Source organism: Microbacterium sp. UBA3394 (genome assembly GCF_002358725.1).
Classification (GTDB): domain Bacteria; phylum Actinomycetota; class Actinomycetes; order Actinomycetales; family Microbacteriaceae; genus Microbacterium; species Microbacterium luteum.
Genome location: NZ_DEPK01000059.1, coordinates 2230 through 23034 on the forward strand (window position 1 = coordinate 2230; position 20805 = coordinate 23034).

Here is a 20805-nt window from a genome sequence, read left to right on the forward strand (position 1 = left end):
CCGAACGCTGCGTCGAATCGGGTGCCGGTCGCGGACGCGGCCAGGACGGCGCCGGCGGTCCCGGCCCCGAGTGCGCCGCCGAGCTGACGAGCGACGATGTTCGGGGCGGATGCGGCGGCCACGTCGTCGGCCGAGGCGAGTTCGATCGAGACGGTCAGCGCCGCGGCGAACGTGACGGCCACTCCGGCACCCAGCAGCGCGGAGCCCGCGAGCAGGACGGGGATCTCGTGCGGGGCCATCCATTGCAGCGTCGCCCCGGTCGTCGCCGCGGCCGCGCCGACCAGGGCGGTCCCGCGCCTTCCGAGACGTCGGCGCAAGAGTCCTGCGAGGGGTCCGACGGCGGCGATCGCCGCTGTTGCCGGGAGAAGGAGTGCCCCGCCGATCGCGACCGACCGCCCGAGGCCGTCGTCCGACTCGACGAACGCGGGAAGGGCGACGAACGTGGCGAACAGTGCCGCACCGCCGAGGAGCGCCATGAGGTGCGCCGCGACGAGTGAGCGACGACGCCGCCAGGCGGTGCGATCCCACAGGGGCGTGTCGCCGCGGTACTGGGTACGCGCCCAGCCGGCGAGGGCCGCAAGCCCCGCCGCAAGCAGCAGCGGCACGGTCACGAGCGGGGAGGGGAGCTTCGGGGCCTCCGTGATCGCGAGGAGCAGGGCAACGCCCCCCGCTCCGAGCGCGAGGGATGCGCGCACGTGCAGGCGTCGGCTGCCCGACGCGGGCGTGGCGGGGAGGAAGGCGAGGAGCGCGACCTCGGCGATGACGACGATCGCGAGCGGCAGCCATGCCAGGGCGGGAGTGCCATAGGCGTTGACGAGCACACCGGCCAGCACCGCACCGAGGGCCGTTCCCGAGGCGAACGTGCTGGCGAGGATCCCGACCCACAGCGCGCGGCGGCGTGGTGGCACGATCCGCTGCGTCAGCGACAGTGCGAGGGGAAGCACGCCGCCGGCGAGACCCTGCAGGGCGCGGGCGAAGATCAGCTGGGCGAGGGTCGCCGCGGTTCCGGCGAGGAAGAGTCCGAGCGCGATGATCGGAAGGACGAAGAGCAGGATGCGCCCCGGAGAGTGATTGTCGCCAAGCCGGCCGATAACCGGTGCGGAGACCGTCGCGACGATGAGCGTCGTGGTGAGCACCCAGGTGGTGTCTGCGGTTGTCGTGCCGAAGAGCTCGGCGGTGGTGGAGAGCGTGGGTGCCGCCATCGACAACGGGAGGGCCGTGCCGACCGTGGCGAGCACGAGGCCGGCGAGGGCGCCTACGGACCGCGGCGCGAGCCGTGCCGTCCCGGTGTCGTCAGCCATCCCGTCGAGGCTACTCGCGGGCACGGTGGGCGGTGCAACGCCCGGGCGTCGGCGTGGTTCGCAGCGGGCTGCTGTTGCGGCTAGGATAGGGGAGTTGTTCGGATTGCGGTCCGGACTCCGGGATGTGGCGCAGCTTGGTAGCGCACTTGACTGGGGGTCAGGTGAGTTAGAGCGGCGCGGTGGCCTGAAAACTAAACAACGGGATGTGGCGCAGCTTGGTAGCGCACTTGACTGGGGGTCAAGGGGTCGCAGGTTCAAATCCTGTCATCCCGACAAAAAGCCCTGGTGAGAGGCAACTTTCACCAGGGCTTCGTCGTTTCTGGGGATGGTCACTGGCTGGTCCACTCGCTTGATCTGCTCGATCCGGTCGCCGTCGAAGTGGACCAATCCCGGTTCGCGTCGTCGCCCGCGAAGTGCACCAGAAGGTGCCCGTGGAGTGGACCAGAATCCGCGCAGGGCGATGCTCCGGCCCCTTTCGGGAGGGTCGGAGCGGGGTTCTGAAGCCGGTCACAGGCGGGGTCCGGTGCGGCGGGTGGTGTCCCTTCTGGTGGGGGTTGCGGAGAGGAACTGGTTGGCCTGTCGGGCTGCTTCGGCGAGGTGTCGGTGGTCGGGGTGCAGGTAGCCCTTGGTGGTCTCGATCGACTGGTGCCCGAGGATCTCCTGGAGGACGTGCAGGGCGATGCCGGCGTCGGCCATCCAGGTCGCTCCGGTGTGACGGAGGCCGTGTCGGGTGAGGTTGTCGAACCCGAGCTTTGCGACGAGGTCGTCCCAGTGGGTGGCGTCGCGGACGGTGGCGGTGGTGAGCACGCCACCACGCGGCCCGCGCAGGAGCGGGTCGTCGGGCTCCTTGCCGTTAGTGAGGCGTTCGAGGATGGGTTCGAGGGCGTCGAGCATCGGGACGGGGCGGTCTCTGCGGCCTTTGGTCTGTTTGATGACGAGGCCGCCTTTGCCGGGGTAGTGCTGTCGTCTGATCCACACGATCCGGTTGCCCCAGTCCACGTCCCCGGCCCGGAGCCCTGCGACCTCGGATCCGCGGGCGGCGAGGAGGGCTGCGAGCATGACGTGATCGGAATACGACTGGTGCACCTTCCCGCACGCGGTCGCGAGTCTCTGCAAGGTGGGAAGGTCCGGGAGGGCGTACTGGCGGAGTGCCCCTGTGGTGTGGGTGACGTGCTTGCCGAGGTTGCGGCGGGCGCGGTGCTTGGCGGGGTTGATCGAGATGATGTCGTCACGGACGGCCTCGTCGAGCACCCGGACCAGGGGTGCGATGGAGTTCTTGATGGTGGAGGCGGAGTGCTCTGCTTCCCAGCCATCGATGGTGCGGTCGATCATTCCGGCCGTGATCTTCGCGACCCGGATGTGTCCGAGCGCGGGCAGGACGCGGAGCCGGAGTCCGGTGTCGTACAGCTCGGCGGTGGAGGTGGGGTCCAAGCCTCGCTGCCACCTGTCGCCGATCGTGGCGGCGTAGTCGGCGAGGGTGACGGTGGTGTCGTTGCCGGTCTCGGTCGCGGCGCGCATCTGCTCGAAGAACTCCTCGACCTCCTCCGCGGTGCGAACGTGGGTCACTCGGCCGACGCGCTTCTTGGTCGAAGGGTCGGTCCACCTCACGCGGGCGCGGAACCCGTCGACGCGACGCTCGACGTCGGTGGTGAGCTTGACGCCAACCGGCGGCATCCGATGATTGCGGGGGTCAGCCATGCGCGGACTCCTGCTCGCGCACCCAGGCGCGCACGGTGACGGGGCTGTAGCGGTAGACACCGCCGACCTGCACGAACGGCGGCCCCACCTTCTCGCGACGCCACCGCGAGAGCGTGGCCTGGGAGACGCTCAGAAACTCGGCGGCGTCTTTCGGACACCACAACGGCTCGACCTCGCCGATGCCACGGTCAGGTGTCTGGCTCGTCATCGCCCGGCACCTCGCCGGTGTCCGGGTCGACCCCGAGACCGGCATAGAAGTCCTCCTCGGCCTGGCGTCGAGCGGTCACATCATCGAGGACGAACTGGATGAAGTCTCCGTCGCGATCGGTGATCGGCCGGTCATCGACGGGCGGGCCGGGCTCCTCGCCGGGCCAGCTCGTCTGCCGTGTGGGCCGGTCCTTGTCCAGGCGGCTGCCGCATGTCGCGGTCCAGTCGCGGAGTCTCTGGCGGGCGTCGGCGAAGTCACGGTGCCAGCCCAGGGGCGCGGAGCCGTTCTGCTCGGGGTCGTAGGCGCAGAGCCAGTGCAGGTGCAGGGCGGACAGCTCCCAGACGAGTTCCGGGTGACGATGCCACAACGGAGGGACCACCGCGGCGGGCAGGCCGTAGGTTCTGCGGAGCCAGTTGACCCACTGGTTGAGTTCCAGCCATTCAGCTTCGGCTTCCTCCGCGGCGAGGAGGTTCCAGTTGATCGGGTGTGGCGGCTCGACCTGCAGCTCGGACTCACGCTCACGGGCGTCGTCGATGTGTATCGGCGCGGGTTCGGGTTCGTCCGGTGCGGGGGCGTGGTCGATCGGTGCCATGACTCCTCTCCGTTCAGAGCCCGGGCGCCGAGGCTGCGGGGCTCGGTGAGGACCGTCGCGGTGCGTTGTCGTCGGTGACCCCTCGTGTCACCGAGGCAGCTGTCGCGTCGTGTTGCGGACTGCGGGTGGAACGGGGAACGCGGTCGACGTCGTAGAGCGTGCGCGCAATGTCATGGCCGATCCTCTTGGCGACGAACTCCTCGCCGGCCCGTCCGTCACGGTCATCCTCGAACGTGTGCGTGTAGCCTTCCGCGACGAAGCTGTCGCCCTTGGCGAACCGCTCATGGGCGCGCTCGGCCGTGGCGCGGTAGGCGACGAGGTCGTGGAACGTGGTCTCCAGCTCCGTGAACGACCCGTCCGACTCTTTCCGGTAGTGCTCCTGGCCGACCCTGGAGTAGAACCGTGCTTCGCCTCTCGACGTCTGGCTGAGTTGCGGTTCCGAAGCGATGAACCCCGAGAACGACTCCTGTGTGCGGATCGCCATGACGACCCTCCCTCCAAGCAATGGCGGCGACCCACTCCGGGACGCTCATGTCAATCAGGTGCGCTCGTGCCTTCCGCCGGGGGACACCGCAGTATCGCCTCGACGCGGTCGCGGTCGACGCGAAGCTGTCTCGCGTCGGGTCGGGTGGTCCAGGTGCGGAGCCTGGTGACGATGGGTGGCGCGGAGCGTAGGAGTACGAGTGCGGTGCCGAACGGGAGGGTGCGGATGGTGCCGGGTGGCATGATCGGGACGCGGCGGATGGATCGCTGCGCGGATCGGGTGCCGTGGTCGCCGATGGTGGTGGAGTCGGTGGTCTCGTCGCGTTCCCCGATGAGGGTGGTGAGGTCGTGGAGGTCGCGGCTGTTGGATGCTCCGCCGAGGATGATCTTGACGATCGACGCGTCCCAGATCGCGGAGGCGGCGTTCTCCGACCATTTCTCCCGCGCTTGGGCAAGCGATTGCAGCACGGGCATGGTCGTGATCCCGGTGCCGCCTCCCTCCGCCATCAACGTCGGCAGTGAGGGCAAAGGCGCGAGGTTCCCGACTTCGTCGAGGGCGAGGAGCACGGGTGGGTCCAGGCGTGCGCCGGGGCTGCGGGCGGCGAGGCGGCGGGCTGCTTCGACGAGGTCTTCCATGAACGCGGCGACCAGGGCGGCGGAGTTGTTCGCTCCGGTTCCTGTGGCGAGGAGGTAGAGGGTTCCTTTCGCGTGGAGGAACGCTTCCGGGTCGAATCCCTCACCCTCACCGGGGCTGACGGCGTCGAGGACGCGGGGGTCGGCGAGGGCGGCGAGGGCGAGGGACACGCCTTGCCAGATGGAGTCGCGGGTTCTGGGGTCGGATTCGATCATCGCCTGAAGCGAGTCGGCCCATCCGGTCGCGGCGCCGGGGTGGGTGGTGAGGATCGCGACGGCGTCGGCTGCTGCTGCGGGGTCGAGGGTCCACCGGAACAGTTCGGCGGGTGGCCGGTGGTCAAGGGCTGCGGCGTGGAGGAGGGCTTGGAGGGCGGTGCGGGTCTTGCCTTCCCAGAACCCTCCACCCTCGACACCGCCTGCGGAGAGGCCGGTGCCGGCGGCGAGGCCGGTGGCGCGAATCATCGCGGTCAGCGGGTCCTCGCATCCGCGGATCGGCGACCAGCGGAGCCCGGCGGGGATGCAGTCGGCGAGGTGCTGCGGGTCGAACACCGCGACCGGCCCGATGCGCTCTCGGGCGTGGAGTGTGGCGGTGAGGTTGTCGGGTCTGGTGCTGGTGGTGATGACGGCGCCGGGAGCGTCGAGGATCGTGTTGATGACGATGTGCGCGCCTTTCCCGGAGCGGGGCGGGCCGATCAGCAGGATGCTGTCTTCGACCGACGCCCACACCTCGCTCCCGCGAGAGGTGCCGATCCGGTACCCGACGTCCTCCGGTCGAGGGCGGGGGAGGGCGGGGCGCAGGTGGCGGGCGCGGCGCAGCAGCGCGGCGGCGGACGCGTGCCGGGTCACGTCGGCTCGGGTAGCGATCCCCGCGATCCGGTATGGGTCCGCCTTTGTCTGCCGGCCGTGGTCGCGCAGCGCCCGCCACACCGACCACCCGATAGCACCGGCGAGGGCGAGGAGTATGCCTGCGGTGACCCAGTACGCGACGGGGTGAAGGCCGGGGGCGTCGAGCGCGGCGGCCGGGTCCGCGGGGTTCAGCAGCACGACGAGCCCCGCGTCGATGCCTCCGGCGGGTTGCGGGATGCCGGTGGCCCAAGCGGCGATGGACCCTGCGGCGCGAAGGATACCAGCGAGGATCGCGGCGCCGATCAGGATGCCGATGCCGATGTTGGACAGCTCGTCCCCGAGAGAGGTGGCGTGACGCGGTGCGCTCATTGCGGGTGACCGACGGTGAAGGTTCCGGAGACCCGGCCCAACAGGATCACCTCGCCCGTGGGGCTCGCGGACAGCTGCGCACGGGTGAGGAGGCCGCGGGCGGTACCGTCCGGGGCGGCGTCGGAGTGGGCGATGATCACCGCGACAGCGACATCCTCACCGGGAACGAACCCCGCACCGTGCAGGACGGCCAGCTCGCCGACCGCCGGCACAGGCGCAGCCGCCTCCCGGACAAGCCCATCGGATGCTCCCGGTGGCGGCGGCAGTGGGGTGCGTTTGCGGGTGGGTGTGATGATGTCTGTGAACATGGCCCCGTCGGCTTCACGGACCTCCACCCGCAGCGGGGTCGCATGGCCGGCGGTGAGCTGGTCGAGGATCGTCGCGAATGACCCGCGCTGCCAGGGTGGCGCGAACGGCGCCGGGAGGAACGGGGCGCCGTCGACGGTGACGGTCATGGTGTCATCGCTGGTCACGGTCATCACGACCAGCGGCAGCACCACGGGCACTTCCACTCCGGTGGGCGTGTCGGTGTCGCGCCGGTATCGGGGGCGCGGCATCAGCAGCAACCCCTGCAGTCGATGGAGGGGCAGGCGGTGCGCGGCGGGGTGATCATGTCCGGCAGGTGCACCCGGCCCGTCGGCGCCCGGTCAGAGGGTCCACGCGAGCGGACTCGCGGCCGGTGCCGTGCGCGCCGGTGCGTCGGGCGGTGCGGGCGGGTCGGTGAGAGCGGCGATATCGCTCGCGCTGGAGATGACGGTCGCGATCTTCTCGTGCAAGAGCCGGTGGCATCCCGCGGATGCCGCGGAGGTGATCGGGCCGGGGACCGCGCCGACCGGTCGTCCGAGCGCGTGGGCTTCGGCCGCGGTGTGCAGCGACCCGGACCGGTACCCGGCTTCCACGACGATGGTCGCGGCGGAGATCGCGGCCAGCAGCCGGCCCCGCTGCAGAAACCTCCACCTCGTCGGCGCCGCACCCGGCGACAGCTCGGAGAGCACGGCACCTGACTCCGCGACCCGGGAGAGAAGCTCTTGGTGCCCGGCCGGGTAGTTGCGGTCCAGGCCGCCTGCGAGGACCGCGATGGTGGAGCCGGGGCGGGTGGTGAGCGCGGCGCCGTGCGCGGCGCCGTCGATCCCATACGCCCCACCAGACACCACCACCCGCGGCAACCCCGCCAGGTCGGTGGCGAACTCGGTGGCGACGTGCTCGCCGTATCCTGTCGCGGCGCGCGCACCGACGATCGTGACACGGGATCCCAGCGAACTGGTCAGCACCCCGATGTCGCCCTTGGCCCACAAGGCAAGCGGGGCGAGCACGCCGAGATCGGACAGCCCTTCGGGCCACCCGGCAGCGCCCGGGGTGAGGAGGCAGAGCCCGAGCCGGTCGGTGTGCTCCCGCACCCGGTCGACACCGCCGGCCGCCGGGAGCCGCGGGGCAAGGCGTCCCCGCCAGATGCCGCCCTCGACCGGGTCGACGACACCCGGCAGCGGCGTGTCGGAGGTGATCAGCCGGAGGGTCTCGGTGGCGCCGACGGCGGCGAGGAGTGTGCCGGTGATCCGGTCGCCGGGCTCGGATGCGATCGCGAGGGTCAGGCGTGCGTCGTCGGGGGTGTCGGGCATGGGGGCCTCCTGCGGGTGCTGTGCCTGAGAGGTGCACCCGCCCACCCCGCCAGCTGCGGCGGACGAGGTGGGAGGGCACGAACCGGCCAGGGTTCGCGCCCTCCCTGGGAAAGCTGACCGTGGTTGGGGTGCCGCCGGTCAGCGGTTTGTGGAGTCCATGAGGTCGTGGAAGTCCTGGTCCTCCTCACGGACGTAGCTGGTGCGTTCCCGGTGGAGCGCTAGGCGCCGCCCGAACCAGAGGGTGAGGAGCCCGGCAAGGGTGAAGACCCCTGCGCCGATCCCGACGGGCAGCAACCAGTCCCCACCGCCGGTCAGCGCGAGCCCGGGTGGCAACTCCGGGCTGCCGGGCGGGACGATCACCGGGGTGATCGTCGTGGTCTCATCGGGCGCCCCGCACAACCCATGGTGCAGCACCGTGCCGTCCGGGCCGTGCAGCGTCTCAACCCAGTAGTAGGTCCCGACCTGTTCGAACACCACATCCTCGGAGACGTACTCGCCTGGACCCATGACGGTCTGGGCGTCGGAGGTAAAGACGAGCTCTTCCGGGGTGCAGGTCGCCTTGTCGCTGTCCTGCCGGTACGCCTCGAACACCAGCGTCGTCCCGTCGGGGACGGTCCCGGTGACCTTCGCGGCGTCGTGCGCGGGCTCGCCGAGGGCGACCGTCGCGACCGCGGTCGTGGTGACCGTCAACGTCTCGGGCTGCTCGCTGATGACGGTGGTCTCGCCGGGTGCCCCGCAGGCGCCTTCCACGAGCACGCCCCCGGTGGCGTCGTACAGGGTCTCGACCCAGTACACGTTCCCCGCCGTTGTGACGGTCGTGGTCGGTGAGGTGTAGACGCCGGGCCGGGTGACCGGGATCGGGTCGGACTCGAAGAACGCCGTCTCGCACGCCGGGGTCTGGTCGGCGGGCTGGGGTCCGTAGGTGCGGAACACGAGCGAGGCGCCTTCGGGGATCGAGCCCTGGACGAGTGCAGTGTCCCCGAACGGCTCGCCGACGAGTGCCGCCGGGGTGGCCTGGGTGATGACCGTGACCGGTAGCTCGACCTCCGGGGTGGGTGGGACGTAGAAGCGTTCCAGCACGTCCGCCGGGGACGACTGGTAGGGCTGTACGCGGTCATCGCCCTCGAAGGTGGTGACCAGGACGTAGTAGCCGGGCTCGGTCGGGGTGATCCGATCCGCGTCGGTGTACCCAAGCCGCCAGACCCCGTTCCGAGCCGGCGTCGTGATCGAGGTCAGCACCGGGGCGCCGGTGAGGTCGAGGTCATCGGTGAGCCCGGTGTCGGTGGTGAACGGTCCGTACACGGTGTGCACGAGCTTGTCGAGATCGGCGTCCCAGTAGCCGTCGCCGGTGAACTCGCCGTGGTTGGTCGGGAACCCGGTGACCGTCACCGTGTCGAACGCCCGCCCAGCGGGGTGGACGTTGTACTCCCGCATCAGCGAGGTCGTGGTGATCGGCCAGCGGACGGAGGTCGTCTCCACCGGGATGCCATAGTCGTCGGTGAAATCGGCGGCGAGGTAGTCGCGCACCCACTCCGGCTGCGTGCTCTTTCGCACCTCCCAGACCCACGTCAGGAACCCGCCGGTTGGTGCGACAACCGCCGGCGACGTATAGACGCCGGGGCCGTCCGCCGTGACCGTCACCGCGCCCAGCGGCACCGCGCCGGCGGGCACGGCGCCGTCCCGGGCCGGGGGCAGGGTGCCGGGCACCTGATAGGCGGTGCCCTCGAACACGACGGGGATGAACGCCCCGTCGCGCCTGAGCCATGCCCCGTTCGAGCTGGACACGGTGATCGTGTCGGTCAGCGCGTCGCCAGGCACGGCAAGGTGCTGGTCAGCTTCTGAGACCGCGTGCGGCTGGAACGGCACCACCGAGGTCTCCGCGACCCTCCCGAACCTGTCGGTGAACGAATCCGTCAGATACTTGCCCGTCTCACCCTGCGCGTTCTTGTCGATCGCCCAGACCCAGGTGTAGAACCCCGACTCGGGGGCGGTGATCGTGCCCGGCGACGTGTAGGAGCCCGGCCCGGTCAGCACGACCTCCTCGGTGCCGGCGACCGGGGCGCCGGCCGGCGGGGCGTCGGACTCGACGGGGTGCTCATCGAACGGCCCATAGAGGGTGCCGACCGCGGTCACCTCGACCGGCTGACCGCCAACTCGGATCCAGATTCCTTCGGTCACCGTGACCGCCAGCTCGTCCACGAAGGCGTCGCCCTCGGCCACGAACCGGGAGGCGACCTGCGTGCCAACCTCGGGCTGGAAGTCCAGCTCGATCACCGGCGTCTGCGCCTGCGCGGACAGGCCGGTGGAGGAACCGGCGACCGCCGCGATGAGCCTTTGCGCGCCCGGCGTCGTGTAGAGGTCGACCGCTGCGCCGTACCCGGCGGCGGCCACGCTCATCGACGCCTCGATCCGGTACGAGGCAGCGCCGTCCGCCGGGGTGCCGGTGATGCCGTACTGCCCGGCACCGACCGTGCGGGAGGAACCTTCGCCTGCGAACACCGCGTCGGTGAGCGTCGCGGTGCCCTGCAGCGACGCGGGGTGCGCGGCGACGGTCAGAGTTCCGGCGTACTGGTCCGACATCGACAGGGCCAGGGTCAGCGACGGGTCAGTGACCGCGTTCACGCTGGCCTCCTGCCGCATCACCGCGAGGTTGCCGAGGATCGTGCCTCGCACCGCGGACGGGGCGCGGGCGACGTAGTAGTCATCGCCCGACATGCCGTGGCTGTTGTAGACGCCGGGGTCGGCGACCGACCACACGTACAGGGCGACTGCCGCGGTGATATTCGGATCGCCCGACTGCCCCCACCTGTCCAGGACGTAGTTCAGCTCCGCGAGCTGCTGCCGCGAAAGCGAGTCCAGCGAGCCCACAGTATGCGGCCCGGAGGTCTGGCCGAACGGGGCGGCGGCGCCGAGGTCGATGCAGTATGCCTGCCGCCCGTCGACATCCGTGCTGTACGCGCCGAGGAACCCGAGGCCTTCGTCGTATCCGGCGCCGTGGCTGCCGGCGTGCGCCGGGGAGGCGCCGAGGACGATCGAGCCGGCGGCGACGAGGAGGACAACCAGCAGCGGGGCGATGTGACGCCACAGGCTGCCCGGCGGGTGCGTCCGGCTCACGGGAGGGGATAGTGGCGATGCAGACATGAGCTGTCCTCCTGGCTCGGTGAACGGACGGCGAGAAAGCCGTCCAGCCAGCAGGTGCGCCCCGCCTCACCCGCCCGAGCGAGTCCTGAGCGCGCGGGGGTTCAGGATTCGTGAACCTGCGGGAGTTGCCCGTTCATGCGTCCGGTCGTGTCGAAAGCGGCGAGCTCGGCGGGGTGGAGCTGGTGCTGGACGACGAAGGAGCGGTCCTTGATGCGCCAGAGCCCTTGCCCCGTGCCGAGGCTCGGGAGGAGGTGTTGTTCGGTGCCGGTCAGCCCGAGGGCGAGCGCGGTGGAGCCGAGCTGATCGGCTTCCTGGCGGTAGACGATCCTGGTCTCCGCGTTCGCCAGCAGGGACGAGGCGAGCGCCCGCATCGCGGAGCCCTGATCGCCGACGTTGTCGATGTCGGAGAGCTTGTGGAAGATCAGCATGTTGGCGATCCCGAAGTGGCGGGCGAGCCTCCACTGGGCATCCATCCGTCTTAGCAGCGACGGGTAGGCCATCAAGCGCCAGGCCTCGTCGTAGATCACCCATCGCTGCCCGCCGGCGGGATCCGAGAGGGCCGATTCCATCCATGCCGAGGAGCAGGTCATCAGCACGGAGATGAGCGTCGAGTTCTCCGCGACGCGAGACAGGTCCAGGGACACCATCGGCAGCGACGGATCGAATCGCACTGTCGAGGGGCCGTCGAACAGGCCCTGCAAGTCCCCGGCGACCAGGCGCCGCAGGGCGTGGCCGACGAGGCGCCCGTCCGCTGCGAGCCGCCCGTCCTCGTCGTCTTCATCGCTGGGGTTCAGGATGCGGTCGACGACCATCGGCAGGATCGGCACCTCGGCATTGCGCACCGCGTCTCGCAGAGCGAGGTCGATGGCGGTGTGCTCCAGCGGCGAGAGTGATCGGTCCAGCACGGTCTCCGCGAGTGCGCCGATCAGGTCGCGGCGACGCGAGGCGACCTGGATCGCCCATGCGGCGTCCGACACTGCGGAGGGGCGGTGTCCTTCATCAAGGGGGTTAAGGCGGTTGCGGAGCCCGTGGCCAAGGATGATCGCCCGCCCGCCGACGGCCTCTGCGACCGCCGTGTGCTCACCCTTGGGGTCGCCGGGGACGTAGACGCGGCGACCGAACGGCAGCGACCGCGTGTACAGGGATTTCGCCAGGCTCGACTTGCCGGAACCGACGATCCCGGCGAGCACAACGTTGGGGGCGGTGATGAGGCCCCGCTGGTACAAGGTCCACGGGTCGTAGACGAAGCTGCCGCCCGAGTAGAGGTCCTGCCCGACGAACACCCCGTCAGAGCCAAGGCCGCCTTCGGCCAGGAACGGGTACTGCCCGGCGAGGGTTGCGGAGGTGTCCTGGTGCTTCGGGAGATGAAACCTGCCGGGCGTGCGGAGCGCCGCCGGCCCCGGTTCACCGCTGGCGGGCAGGTAGGTCGTTGCGCGACGCTCGGCCTGCTCCGCATCCCACTTGGCCTTCGCATCGTCCTTGCGCACCTGCCGGGCTTCGGTCTCGACCTGGGCGGCGGCTTTCTGGCGTGCCTTGCGGTGCCGGCGCCGCTCGCCCTGCGGGCCGACCAGGATGCTGGTGTGCAGCCGGCCCTCCTCCGGCCCGCTCACAGCGACAGGCCCTGGCCGGGCGATGTTGTGTGCGGGGCGCGAGCGAACCAGTCCGTCGCCTCCACACGTGCGGCACGGGCAGGTGCCCGTGCGACGCTACGGGCGAGGGACTGAGCGGTGTCGATGCCGAGGACCGCCGGGTCGGGCACGGCGTCGTACTCGCGCAGCAGCGAGACGTGCCCGAGGAACGGGCTGTAGGTCAGCGTGTAGACGTCTTTGGTCGCCATCCGGTCCAGTGCTCCGCGCGGCGGGTTGTCGTAGACGTAGCCGTTGGCGAGCGCGTCGCGCACGGTGTCCTCGCCGTAGTCGTACCCGGCCAGGTGCTCAATCGCAGCGTCGGTGCCTGCCGCGTGGATGAGGTCGAGCACTTTGTCGGCATGGGCGCCGTCGAGGAACGCGACGCTGATCCACCGTCGCACCGGTGTTTCGCTCGTCTCGGCGGGGTGCCAGGCGATGCGCCCCGAGTGCTGGGAGGCCGCATCCAGCCGGGCTTCGACCTGATCGAGCAGGGTACCGGCCTGGTGCAGCTCATCGGCGGCGGAGAGAGCAGCGGTTGCGCCGGCAGCCTGGCTTCCCGCGTCGTCGTAGGCGCGGGCGCGGTTGGCAGTGTGGGTCGTGGCGAGCTGATCGAGCACCTGCCGCAGTGACCGCACCCCGCCGAGCAGGTCGCCGATCACCGTGTAGGTGTCGGCCGGGTCGGTGAAGGCGCGGGAGGCGTGGGCGAGGCCTCGTAGCGCCTCATATGCCTCGGCGGCATCTTTGCGGGGGTCATCGAAGGTCGGCATGATCGGCTCCTCACAGTCGCGGGGGTTGGGCTGTCTGCCAGGTGCACGGGCTCAGACTGACCGGCACAGCGGCAGCGCTGCGGCGGCGAACGCGACCGCCTGCTGACCCACGAGCCTGCGCGTCTCGCAGGACGCTTGGATGGCGGCCTGCTCAACGGCGGCCACGGCGGCGTCGAGCTCGTCGACGGTTGGCGCGGACACGGAGATGAGGCCGGACACGCGCAGGACGCCGTGTCCGGCGGTTAGGTCGGCCTCCTGCTGGAGCACGTCATCGAGCTCGGCGGAGGCGGAGGCGTCCTCGACCTGCCCGATCTTCCTGCGTTGGGACGCGTCGGAGATGAGCTCGGTCTTCTTCCTCCGCAGGTCCCTGGCGGCCTGGTCCGCCCGGACGGGCGTGTAGTGCAAGGCCAGCGTTCGGAGGATGCCGTTGGACAGCACGAGCGGGGCGAGGAAGCCGGGGAAGACCTGCGAGCGAGGCCATTCGTTGATCCACAGCACCGCGTGGAACGCGGAGTCCGACCGTAACCTGTCCCAGGTCTCGGTGACCGCGACCGGGCCGGCGGTGGCGAGGTCACGGCCGAGCGCACCGTGACGCTCCAAGGCGGGCGCGGCGGCGGGGTCGTAGGCGGAACGCAAGATCACGGCGACCTCGCCGGGCGTGAGCCACCCGGTCGAGGTCAGCTCGGCCGCACGCAACGCGGTCGTCATGGTAGTCATCTCCTGACGGAGCACCACGGCAGCCCCTCGCATCCCGCCGCCGGAGGTTCTGATCTGCCGGGCGGCGGCTTTCATGTCCAGGGCGAGGCTGATGGTCGTCGCGTGTCGTTCCCCGGCGGGGCCAGCACGTTCGATCAGCTCGGCGTAGGTGGTCGCGGCCCAGGAACCGTCATTGGTGCCGTGGGTGCGCCACCACTCGGCAAGGCCAGAGCCGGAGTCCGGAAGGGTCCGCTCGGAGACCTGAATCCGGGCGATCCTGCCCGAACGGCAGGTAGCGGCCAGCACGCGGCCCCACCCGGAGACACGGCGCTGCTGCTCGCCCGGATCGAGGAGCACGAACGCCGGATGCGAGACGCCGAGGATCGCGGTGATCGTCTGGGCGTGCGGGTCGTGGATCATCGCCGCCCCGGTCTCGGGGTCCTCCCACTCCCGCAACGCCGCCGCATCACCGGGCAGGGCGAGGGTTCCGGCGGGGCGGGGCTTGATGATCCGGCGCCGGTAGATGAGCTGCCCGAGGTAGGTGCGGGCGACCCAGCGGGCGAGGATCGGCACCCACTCGATGATCTTCCGCCCGCCGGCGGGGATCACCGCCACGAGCGCCGCCGAACTCCAGAGGGGCGAGGTCCATGCCAGTCCCATCCCGCCGCCCGTGTAGAGGGAGGCGACGACGGCGAGGATCGCGACGCCGAGGACGACGAGCTGCGGCAAGGACAGGCCGAGCATGATCCCGCGCTTGGTGAGGCGGGAGAACTGCACCGGGGCGAGCGGGTAGTCGCTGTTGGTGTTCGTCGTCATCGGTCACTCCTTCTCGGACGGCGTGGACGACGGCGGAGGCGTCGGGTCCGACCGGCGCGGCGCCGAGGGCGGCGGAGCTTGCGGTGACGCGGATGACGGCGCGGGCCGTGCCGGAGGGTTGGCCTGCGCCGGTGGGACGCGCGGTGGCGATGTCTGCTCGGCCGCCGCGCCCGCGTGGCTCTCGGCGGTCCCGCCGACAGCGCCGCCGAGCTTTGGCCCGGCGGTCGCGGCACCCTTGACGACTGCGGCGCCCGCGACCATCGCCGCGCCGACCGGCCCCGCCGCCGCGCCTGCCCCCGCGGTGCCGGTTCCCGCGCTCGCTCCTGCACCGGCTCCGGTCGAGGATGCGGCGGCCCCGCCTCCAGCCGTGGCCGCGCTTGAGCCTGCGGCCGAGGCTGGCGCGTGGGTTGCACCGGACCCGCCCGATCTGCCGCCGGGGGCGGCTCCGCCGTCGAGCACCTTCTTGGCGCTGTCGGCGGACGGGGTGGACGGGATCGGGATGGGCCGGTTGAGCGCTGACTTGGCCTCCTGCTCGGAGCTCATCGCGTGGTACATGTCGAAGCCCACGAACGACAGGAACTTGTAAGTGATGTACGGGGCGAACGCGGCGATGAACATGAGCACGACGCCAGCGATGGGGTTGCTGATGGAGGCGAGGTCGGCTTCGATGGGTGCGGAGACCTGGCCGATGGCGACGAGGAAGATCACGACCAGCACGAGCTTGGAGAAGATCAGGGCGATCACGAACGCCGCCCATTTGGCGAACCAGCCCTTGGTCGCATCCCATGTCGCACCGGCCAGGGCGATGGGGCCGAACACGACCGCGACCAACAGCAGGGCTTTGCGGATCAGCAGAGAGAACCAGACGATCGCCGCCGCACTGATGGCGAGGCCGGCGAGGAAGATCGTGAGGATCGCGCCGACGCCGGGAGCGGCGATGTTGATGCCCGCGAGCCCTGTGGCGAGGAGAGCGATCTGGGTGCCCATCGTCTCCATCGAGTTCCCGGTGGCCTGCACGATCCCGACCGCGAGCTGGTCGGTGACCTCCAGCAGCAGCGCCGTGAGGGTGATGACGAGGAACGATCCGAGGACGCTCTTGGCGAGCCCGAGGGCGGCGCGAGAGAGGGCGGTGGGGTCGCGGTGGATGAGGCCGGTGATGAGCTGGAGGCAGAAGAAGATCAGCATCACGAAGATCGCGACGCCGAACAGCACGTTGTAGACGCCGACGTACTCGGCGCCGGTCACATCGACCAGGGTGGCCGTGTCGAACACGGTCCACACGGCCTCGAACAGCCACGCGGCCGCTCCTGCCATCGCCTGCCCGAGCCAGTCGAACGGGGCGGCGACGAGGGAGGCAGCCCCCTCGCCCATGGCGTCGCAGACGGAGGAGATGACCGGGACATCGCAGATACTCACCGCACCCACCTCCGCCGGAGGTACGCGGTTCGGGTGGTCATCAGACAGCCTGCCCGACGCCCCAGAAGAAGTTGATGAGCGTGACTGCGGCGCCGCAGATGATCGCCGCCCCGCAGCTCACGAGCACGCCTACCTTGCCGCGACTGGCGAGGTGGGGGTTGGAGCTGTTGGCACCGAAGCCCCACACGATCGCCGAGATGATGAGTGCGAGGACGCTGAGGATGAGCCCGACTGTCATGACGGCCCCGACGATGATGCGCAGTTGCTCGATCCCAGGGAGGCCGGACGAGTTGGGGTCGATGTCGATCACGATTGCTCCTTGACGGTGACGAGACGGGGTTCTCGCTCGTCTGGTGTGCGACGCTCATCCAGCGGACGCGCGCGGGCCGATCAGAGCTGGGTGCCGAGGTCGAGGAGGAAGTTCATCCAGGCGACCGCGGCGCCGGCCAGGGCGGCGGCACCGACCGACACCCATAGGCCGGTGCGGGACTTCGTGGCGGCCTGGTAGTTGCCGTGTGCGGAGCCGATCGCCCAGACGATGGCGCAGACGATGAGCATCAGGACGGCGGTGATGAGCACGAACGTCAGCAGTGCGCCGACGATGGACTGCAGCTCGGCCGCGCCGCCAACGCCGTCGAAGTCGGGGAACACGTCCATCAGGCGCCTCCGGCCGTGCAGGTGGCGAGCGCCGTGTCGCTGGCGGCGACGCCTTCGGTGCCGTGCTCGGTGAGCCAGGCGTCGGAGTCGACCGGATCGGCTCCTTGCCCGCCGGGGTGGATCTCCAGGTGCAGGTGCGGGCCCGTGGATTTGCCGGAGGAGCCGACATCGCCGATGTGCTGCCCCGCGGCGACCGTCTGCCCCTCGGTGACGTGGATGCCGGTCTCCCACATATGGGCGTAATAAGACGCGACTCGTTCCCCGTTCACGGTGTGCTCGATGATGACCAGGCCGCCATAGTTGCCGGTGTACTCGGCGTGCACGACGACCCCGTCGGCGACGGCGAGGATCGGGGTGCCGTCCGCGGCGGCGAAGTCGGACCCTGCATGGAACGCCCGTTCCCCGGTCATCGGGTCCACACGCCACCCGAACCCGCTGGTCCGCACCCAGGCCCCCTCCGGCAGCGGGAACACCAGCTGGGTGGTCTCCGGCACCACCGGCGCCTCACCCGACCCGTTCCCGGTACCTGTGGGGCGGGTGAGGGCGGTGAGGATCGCCTCGGCGATGGGCTGGTAGTTCTGATACCGGTCCGGGTACGCCGACACCTCGACCGCCTGCACCGCCTCACCCGGGTCCAGGCCCTCCCAGCCGGGGATGTCTAGCAGACCCCGAGGGGACGGGTAGTTCGGGCCGGACGGGCCGCCGTAGAACGCGCGGGCCTGATACTGCGGGGCCATGAGCTCAGCCACGGTGCCCCACCCAGATGCGGGCCGCATCTGGAACAGACCCAGCGAGTCGTGGTCGGACCCGTCACCGTCGTTGGGGTAGTCCGCCGACTCGGGATACGCGCCGGTGTTGGCGAGCATCCGCAGGCCAGATTCGGTGAGCGCGGCCATCAACGCGATCACCACACCCGTCCTGCCGACCCCGGGAGTCTGGCCGCCGGTGATGATGATCGTGGCGGCGTGAGTGAGCTGGGTGCGGTTCAGCGTCACCGTGGCCCCGTCCCGCGTGGTGGTGGTCAGCGAGTCGGGGATCGGGCCGACCAGCAGGGAGCCGGGCGGGCAGGTCGCGGTCGCGGCAGGGTTCAGGAGGGTGGCGACGCCGAGGAGCACCGTCGAGGGCGCGAAGAACAGCACCGCGACGAGCAGGACACCCAGTTTCCGCATCACAACGACACCGGTTCTCAGCGGAGGGGGTGGTCGAGCTCGGACAGCCGCAGCAGCTCACACAGCCCCGCCCCGCTGCGTCCCGAGTTCGGGGGCGTGCAGGTCATGAACACCGTGAAGGCCACCGGTCGGGATGCTTCGGCCGGGGTGGTGTCCCAGATGCCGTCGCGGTGCCGGGTGCCGGTGATCGTGTACGCGGCCGCCCCGTCGGGGATCTGCCCGGGCGCGGCCTGCGCGATCGCGGTCTCCCACGCGTCGGGAACGAACACATCGTCGATGGTCAGCCGCTGGCGGGTCTGGTATTGCCGCAACTGCATCCACGCCTCCGCGGTGGGGAGGTAGGCGCGGACGTCGGCGACCAGTGCATCCGCCTCGGAGTCGTGGGCGACATCCGCGAGCACCTGAGCGTAGTCGGCGGGACCATACCCGGACGCGGTGTCCCAGGTGAACAGCGCCGTGGCCACGTTGCGGGCGAACGCCTCCGGGCCACCGAGCGGTGACACCGCCTCAGGCGCCGGAGTCTCCGGCCGCCCCGGGTTTGCGGTCACGGACGGGGACGGCCGGTCGACGGTCTCGGGTTCGGGTGTGGCCGGGCCGCGGAGGAGTCCGTAGACTCCGACGCCGACGAGGATCAGCAGGGCAAGGCCTCCGGCGGTTGCGGCGATCAGCAGACGGCGGCGGCGACGATCGGCAGCAGGGTCCATGCGCGAATCTCCCTTCCAGGCGAGCGACAGGGGGTCGTGTCGCTGGGTAGGTGCACCTGCACAGCCACTGGTTCAGGCGCTCTGTTCGCCCCGGGCCTGCCGGGCCGTGCGTGCGGCGTCGGCGAACGCGATGGTGCCGGAGAGGGTCTGCTCGAACCGGTCCCATTGCTCATCGGTGAGCGCCGGGCCGACCAGGGCAGGGTCGTAGTGGGTCCACCAGGAGACCATGTCGTCCCAGGTCGCCGTGAACACGCTCAGCGGGAAAGGCACCGGTTCACCCGTCTCCACCGCCGTCAGCACCGGCCGACGGCCCTTGCGGCCGGTGGCTTTCGCGGCCTTCACGCGGGCGAGCGCCGCCTTTGCCAGCGCGTCCAGCTCCGCGGCCTTCGCTGCGCGCTCGGAGTCCCGTACGGCCGCAGCCTCGGCCCGAGCGCGTTCGCGTAGCTCGGCGGGCTGGGTTTGGTCGGTGGCGAGGTGGTCGAGTTCGGCGAGGGATAGTTCCGCGTTCACCCGCAGATGCGAAGGATGGACGCTCCCGCCTGCGCGAAGGCGTGCGATCTCCTCGGCGGCCTGACGGCGCACCGCGTCGGGCTGGGACTCGTCGGCGGCGAGGTCTTCGATCCGGCCGATGCGTTCCAGCGACTTGTGAGAATCCCGCCCGGTCACCATCTTCGCCGCCTGCACGCGCGCCTCACCGGAGGGCGTGTCCCACGGTCCCGGCAATTTGCCGGGACCGTCTTCTCCCGCGTCGTCGGCGGGCCGGAACCGGGTGGCTTCCTGGCGACGAGCGGCATCCTCGGCCAGCAGGGCTTTGAGCTCCCGGTAGAGGCCGGCGGCCTCCAGCTGGGTGAGGGGTTTGTGGAGGAGGTTGTCGTCCTGCTCCGCCAGCAACTGCCCGAGGCGGTCCGAGACCCCGGACCGCACCCACACGTTCACGGTCTTCCAGGCGAGCTGCTTGATCGCAGCCAACCGTCGAGCGCCGCAGATCAGATGCCCTTCAAGGGTGATCGTGATGGGCTGCAGGAGGCCGCCCCGGCGGATCGACTCGACCAGTGGGGCGAGGTCCCCGAGTTCGTGGCGGTGCCGAGCCCCGACGACGATCGACTCGACGGTGCGTTCCAGCTCGATATGTCCGGCAGGTGTGCTCATGGCTCCTCCGGTCCCGGATCGATCCCTGGGGCTGCGAGACCCGTAGCCAGCACGAGGTCGTCGTCCAGGAGCAGGGCCCGCAGCGGTTCGCCGATCAGCAGTCGCAGCAGCACCCCACGGCCCGCGTTCGTGTGCGCGAGGGCAGAGTCGGGCACACCGAGTACGACCCGCAGCAGACCGGTCCAGGACGTGGCGGGGAGGTCGAGGAGGGCGCGGGCCTGGCGGTCCCGCCGCAGCGCCTCGAACGCCGAGGAGCGAGAAGGTGCCTGCGCGAGCCGGGCTGTGATGTACTCCACCGCGGCGCGTGCCGTGTCCGGCCGCCAGCCGAGCAGGCAGAGCAACGCGATCGTGTCCTCCACCGCCGAGCCCACATCTACCACCGTTACGGCTTCATCCGGTGGTTCCTCGTCGGTGTCGGTGAACGGGTCGACGTGGAACGCAGGGTGGTAGTCGGACAGCGGGTTCTCCCGGTCGCTGAACCGCTCCGCATCGTGGAACACCGAATAGCGGGGTCGACGGGCCCGCTGGACGGAGCAGAGCAGCCCGTTGCCGCGCTCCTCACCGACGCAGGTCACCTTCACCGCCCGCGTCACCACCGCCCACGGATCATCCGCCCGTCGCGTGGCAGCGCCGCGCATTGCCTCGAACGCTGCCGACGCCGCCTCCCACGGGTCCAAACCGTGCTTCTTCGCCAACGCCCCGTATCTCTGCGCCGCGTGCCGCATCAGCGCGGCAGCTTCCGGGTCGGTGCGCCACGCGTCGCGGCCCGCGTCGTGCAGGCGGTTCAGCAGGGCACGCAGCGCCTCAGAGTCTTCGAAACGATCCCGCGCCGTACGGGCTGTTGTTGGTCGCATTCCGGCACCTCCTGAACAGGAGGTGCGCACACGGCCGCAGGCAGGCCCGGTCCGCGTTCTCC

The 20805-nt window shown here is 70.6% G+C and carries 19 protein-coding genes and 1 tRNA gene; 1 reads left to right on the plus strand and 19 read right to left on the minus strand.

What is annotated here, in order from left to right; translation table 11 throughout:
• Positions 1–1301: MFS transporter (locus tag B4E30_RS03180; RefSeq protein WP_286793452.1), on the minus strand; the 1301-nt coding region annotated here is incomplete at its 3' end.
• A 199-nt stretch (positions 1302–1500) separates the two neighbouring features.
• Here B4E30_RS03180 and B4E30_RS03185 point away from each other — a divergent pair.
• Positions 1501–1574 (plus strand) — tRNA-Pro (locus B4E30_RS03185).
• 234 nt (positions 1575–1808) lie between these two features.
• Here B4E30_RS03185 and B4E30_RS03190 read toward each other — a convergent pair.
• The 18 genes from B4E30_RS03190 to B4E30_RS03275 form a co-directional block, all read right to left on the minus strand.
• A complete protein-coding gene (locus B4E30_RS03190) occupies positions 1809–2999 on the minus strand; it encodes a tyrosine-type recombinase/integrase (protein ID WP_286793453.1) in 1191 nt (396 codons plus the stop codon).
• On the minus strand, positions 2992–3207 hold the full coding sequence (locus B4E30_RS03195; protein ID WP_286793454.1) for a helix-turn-helix domain-containing protein: 216 nt from the start codon (positions 3205–3207) through the stop codon (positions 2992–2994). The genes B4E30_RS03190 and B4E30_RS03195 overlap by 8 nt, the downstream gene beginning before the upstream one ends.
• Positions 3188–3799, minus strand: coding sequence for a hypothetical protein (locus B4E30_RS03200; RefSeq protein ID WP_286793455.1), 612 nt, complete (start codon positions 3797–3799; stop codon positions 3188–3190). Before B4E30_RS03200 ends, B4E30_RS03195 begins: the two co-directional genes overlap by 20 nt.
• 13 nt (positions 3800–3812) lie before the next feature.
• Positions 3813–4283 carry a single-stranded DNA-binding protein gene (locus B4E30_RS03205; RefSeq protein WP_286793456.1) on the minus strand — a complete coding sequence of 157 codons (471 nt, stop codon included), beginning with the start codon at positions 4281–4283 and terminating at the stop codon, positions 3813–3815.
• A gap of 50 nt (positions 4284–4333) precedes the next feature.
• Positions 4334–6130, minus strand: coding sequence for a type IV secretory system conjugative DNA transfer family protein (locus tag B4E30_RS03210; RefSeq protein ID WP_286793457.1), 1797 nt, complete (start codon positions 6128–6130; stop codon positions 4334–4336).
• Positions 6127–6687 (minus strand): hypothetical protein, encoded by a 561-nt coding sequence (locus B4E30_RS03215; protein WP_286793458.1) that lies wholly within the window; start codon positions 6685–6687, stop codon positions 6127–6129. The genes B4E30_RS03210 and B4E30_RS03215 overlap by 4 nt, the downstream gene beginning before the upstream one ends.
• A gap of 90 nt (positions 6688–6777) precedes the next feature.
• Positions 6778–7746, minus strand: a complete 969-nt coding sequence (locus B4E30_RS03220; protein ID WP_286793459.1) for a DNA-processing protein DprA — start codon at positions 7744–7746, stop codon at positions 6778–6780.
• Between the two features lie 138 nt (positions 7747–7884).
• The gene (locus B4E30_RS03225) at positions 7885–10860 is read right to left on the minus strand and encodes a hypothetical protein (protein WP_286793460.1); all 2976 of its coding nucleotides are present in this window, start codon (positions 10858–10860) and stop codon (positions 7885–7887) included.
• A gap of 128 nt (positions 10861–10988) precedes the next feature.
• On the minus strand, positions 10989–12497 hold the full coding sequence (locus B4E30_RS03230) for an ATP-binding protein (RefSeq protein ID WP_286793461.1): 1509 nt from the start codon (positions 12495–12497) through the stop codon (positions 10989–10991).
• On the minus strand, positions 12494–13282 hold the full coding sequence (locus tag B4E30_RS03235; RefSeq protein WP_286793462.1) for a hypothetical protein: 789 nt from the start codon (positions 13280–13282) through the stop codon (positions 12494–12496). The genes B4E30_RS03230 and B4E30_RS03235 overlap by 4 nt, the downstream gene beginning before the upstream one ends.
• A gap of 51 nt (positions 13283–13333) precedes the next feature.
• Positions 13334–14794: an SCO6880 family protein gene (locus tag B4E30_RS03240; RefSeq protein ID WP_286793463.1), complete on the minus strand. Its 1461-nt coding sequence runs from the start codon at positions 14792–14794 to the stop codon at positions 13334–13336.
• 3 nt (positions 14795–14797) lie between these two features.
• The gene (locus B4E30_RS03245; protein WP_286793464.1) at positions 14798–16210 is read right to left on the minus strand and encodes a conjugal transfer protein TrbL; all 1413 of its coding nucleotides are present in this window, start codon (positions 16208–16210) and stop codon (positions 14798–14800) included.
• Positions 16211–16250: 40 nt separating this feature from the next.
• Positions 16251–16520: a DUF6112 family protein gene (locus B4E30_RS03250; RefSeq protein ID WP_022883069.1), complete on the minus strand. Its 270-nt coding sequence runs from the start codon at positions 16518–16520 to the stop codon at positions 16251–16253.
• Positions 16521–16600: 80 nt separating this feature from the next.
• Positions 16601–16867 carry a DUF6112 family protein gene (locus tag B4E30_RS03255; RefSeq protein WP_286793465.1) on the minus strand — a complete coding sequence of 89 codons (267 nt, stop codon included), beginning with the start codon at positions 16865–16867 and terminating at the stop codon, positions 16601–16603.
• A complete protein-coding gene (locus B4E30_RS03260; protein WP_286793466.1) occupies positions 16867–18036 on the minus strand; it encodes a M23 family metallopeptidase in 1170 nt (389 codons plus the stop codon). Before B4E30_RS03260 ends, B4E30_RS03255 begins: the two co-directional genes overlap by 1 nt.
• Positions 18037–18053: 17 nt before the next feature.
• Positions 18054–18740, minus strand: coding sequence for a hypothetical protein (locus B4E30_RS03265; protein ID WP_286793467.1), 687 nt, complete (start codon positions 18738–18740; stop codon positions 18054–18056).
• 72 nt (positions 18741–18812) lie between these two features.
• Entirely contained in the window at positions 18813–19889 is a 1077-nt protein-coding gene (locus B4E30_RS03270; protein ID WP_286793468.1) for a ParB N-terminal domain-containing protein, read from the minus strand.
• On the minus strand, positions 19886–20743 hold the full coding sequence (locus tag B4E30_RS03275) for a hypothetical protein (protein ID WP_286793469.1): 858 nt from the start codon (positions 20741–20743) through the stop codon (positions 19886–19888). Before B4E30_RS03275 ends, B4E30_RS03270 begins: the two co-directional genes overlap by 4 nt.
• Positions 20744–20805: the final 62 nt, after the last annotated feature.

Bases quoted from the DNA above. Each gene is read 5' to 3' on its own strand.
- B4E30_RS03190 (WP_286793453.1), bottom strand. From the start codon at position 2,999: ATGGCTGACCCCCGCAATCATCGGATGCCGCCGGTTGGCGTCAAGCTC.
- B4E30_RS03235 (WP_286793462.1), bottom strand. From the start codon at position 13,282: ATGCCGACCTTCGATGACCCCCGCAAAGATGCCGCCGAGGCATATGAG.
- B4E30_RS03240 (WP_286793463.1), bottom strand. From the start codon at position 14,794: ATGACGACGAACACCAACAGCGACTACCCGCTCGCCCCGGTGCAGTTC.
- B4E30_RS03255 (WP_286793465.1), bottom strand. From the start codon at position 16,867: ATGGACGTGTTCCCCGACTTCGACGGCGTTGGCGGCGCGGCCGAGCTG.
- B4E30_RS03220 (WP_286793459.1), bottom strand. From the start codon at position 7,746: ATGCCCGACACCCCCGACGACGCACGCCTGACCCTCGCGATCGCATCC.
- B4E30_RS03200 (WP_286793455.1), bottom strand. From the start codon at position 3,799: ATGGCACCGATCGACCACGCCCCCGCACCGGACGAACCCGAACCCGCG.
- B4E30_RS03265 (WP_286793467.1), bottom strand. From the start codon at position 18,740: ATGGACCCTGCTGCCGATCGTCGCCGCCGCCGTCTGCTGATCGCCGCA.
- B4E30_RS03260 (WP_286793466.1), bottom strand. From the start codon at position 18,036: ATGCGGAAACTGGGTGTCCTGCTCGTCGCGGTGCTGTTCTTCGCGCCC.
- B4E30_RS03195 (WP_286793454.1), bottom strand. From the start codon at position 3,207: ATGACGAGCCAGACACCTGACCGTGGCATCGGCGAGGTCGAGCCGTTG.
- B4E30_RS03210 (WP_286793457.1), bottom strand. From the start codon at position 6,130: ATGAGCGCACCGCGTCACGCCACCTCTCTCGGGGACGAGCTGTCCAAC.
- B4E30_RS03205 (WP_286793456.1), bottom strand. From the start codon at position 4,283: ATGGCGATCCGCACACAGGAGTCGTTCTCGGGGTTCATCGCTTCGGAA.
- B4E30_RS03275 (WP_286793469.1), bottom strand. From the start codon at position 20,743: ATGCGACCAACAACAGCCCGTACGGCGCGGGATCGTTTCGAAGACTCT.
- B4E30_RS03215 (WP_286793458.1), bottom strand. From the start codon at position 6,687: ATGCCGCGCCCCCGATACCGGCGCGACACCGACACGCCCACCGGAGTG.
- B4E30_RS03270 (WP_286793468.1), bottom strand. From the start codon at position 19,889: ATGAGCACACCTGCCGGACATATCGAGCTGGAACGCACCGTCGAGTCG.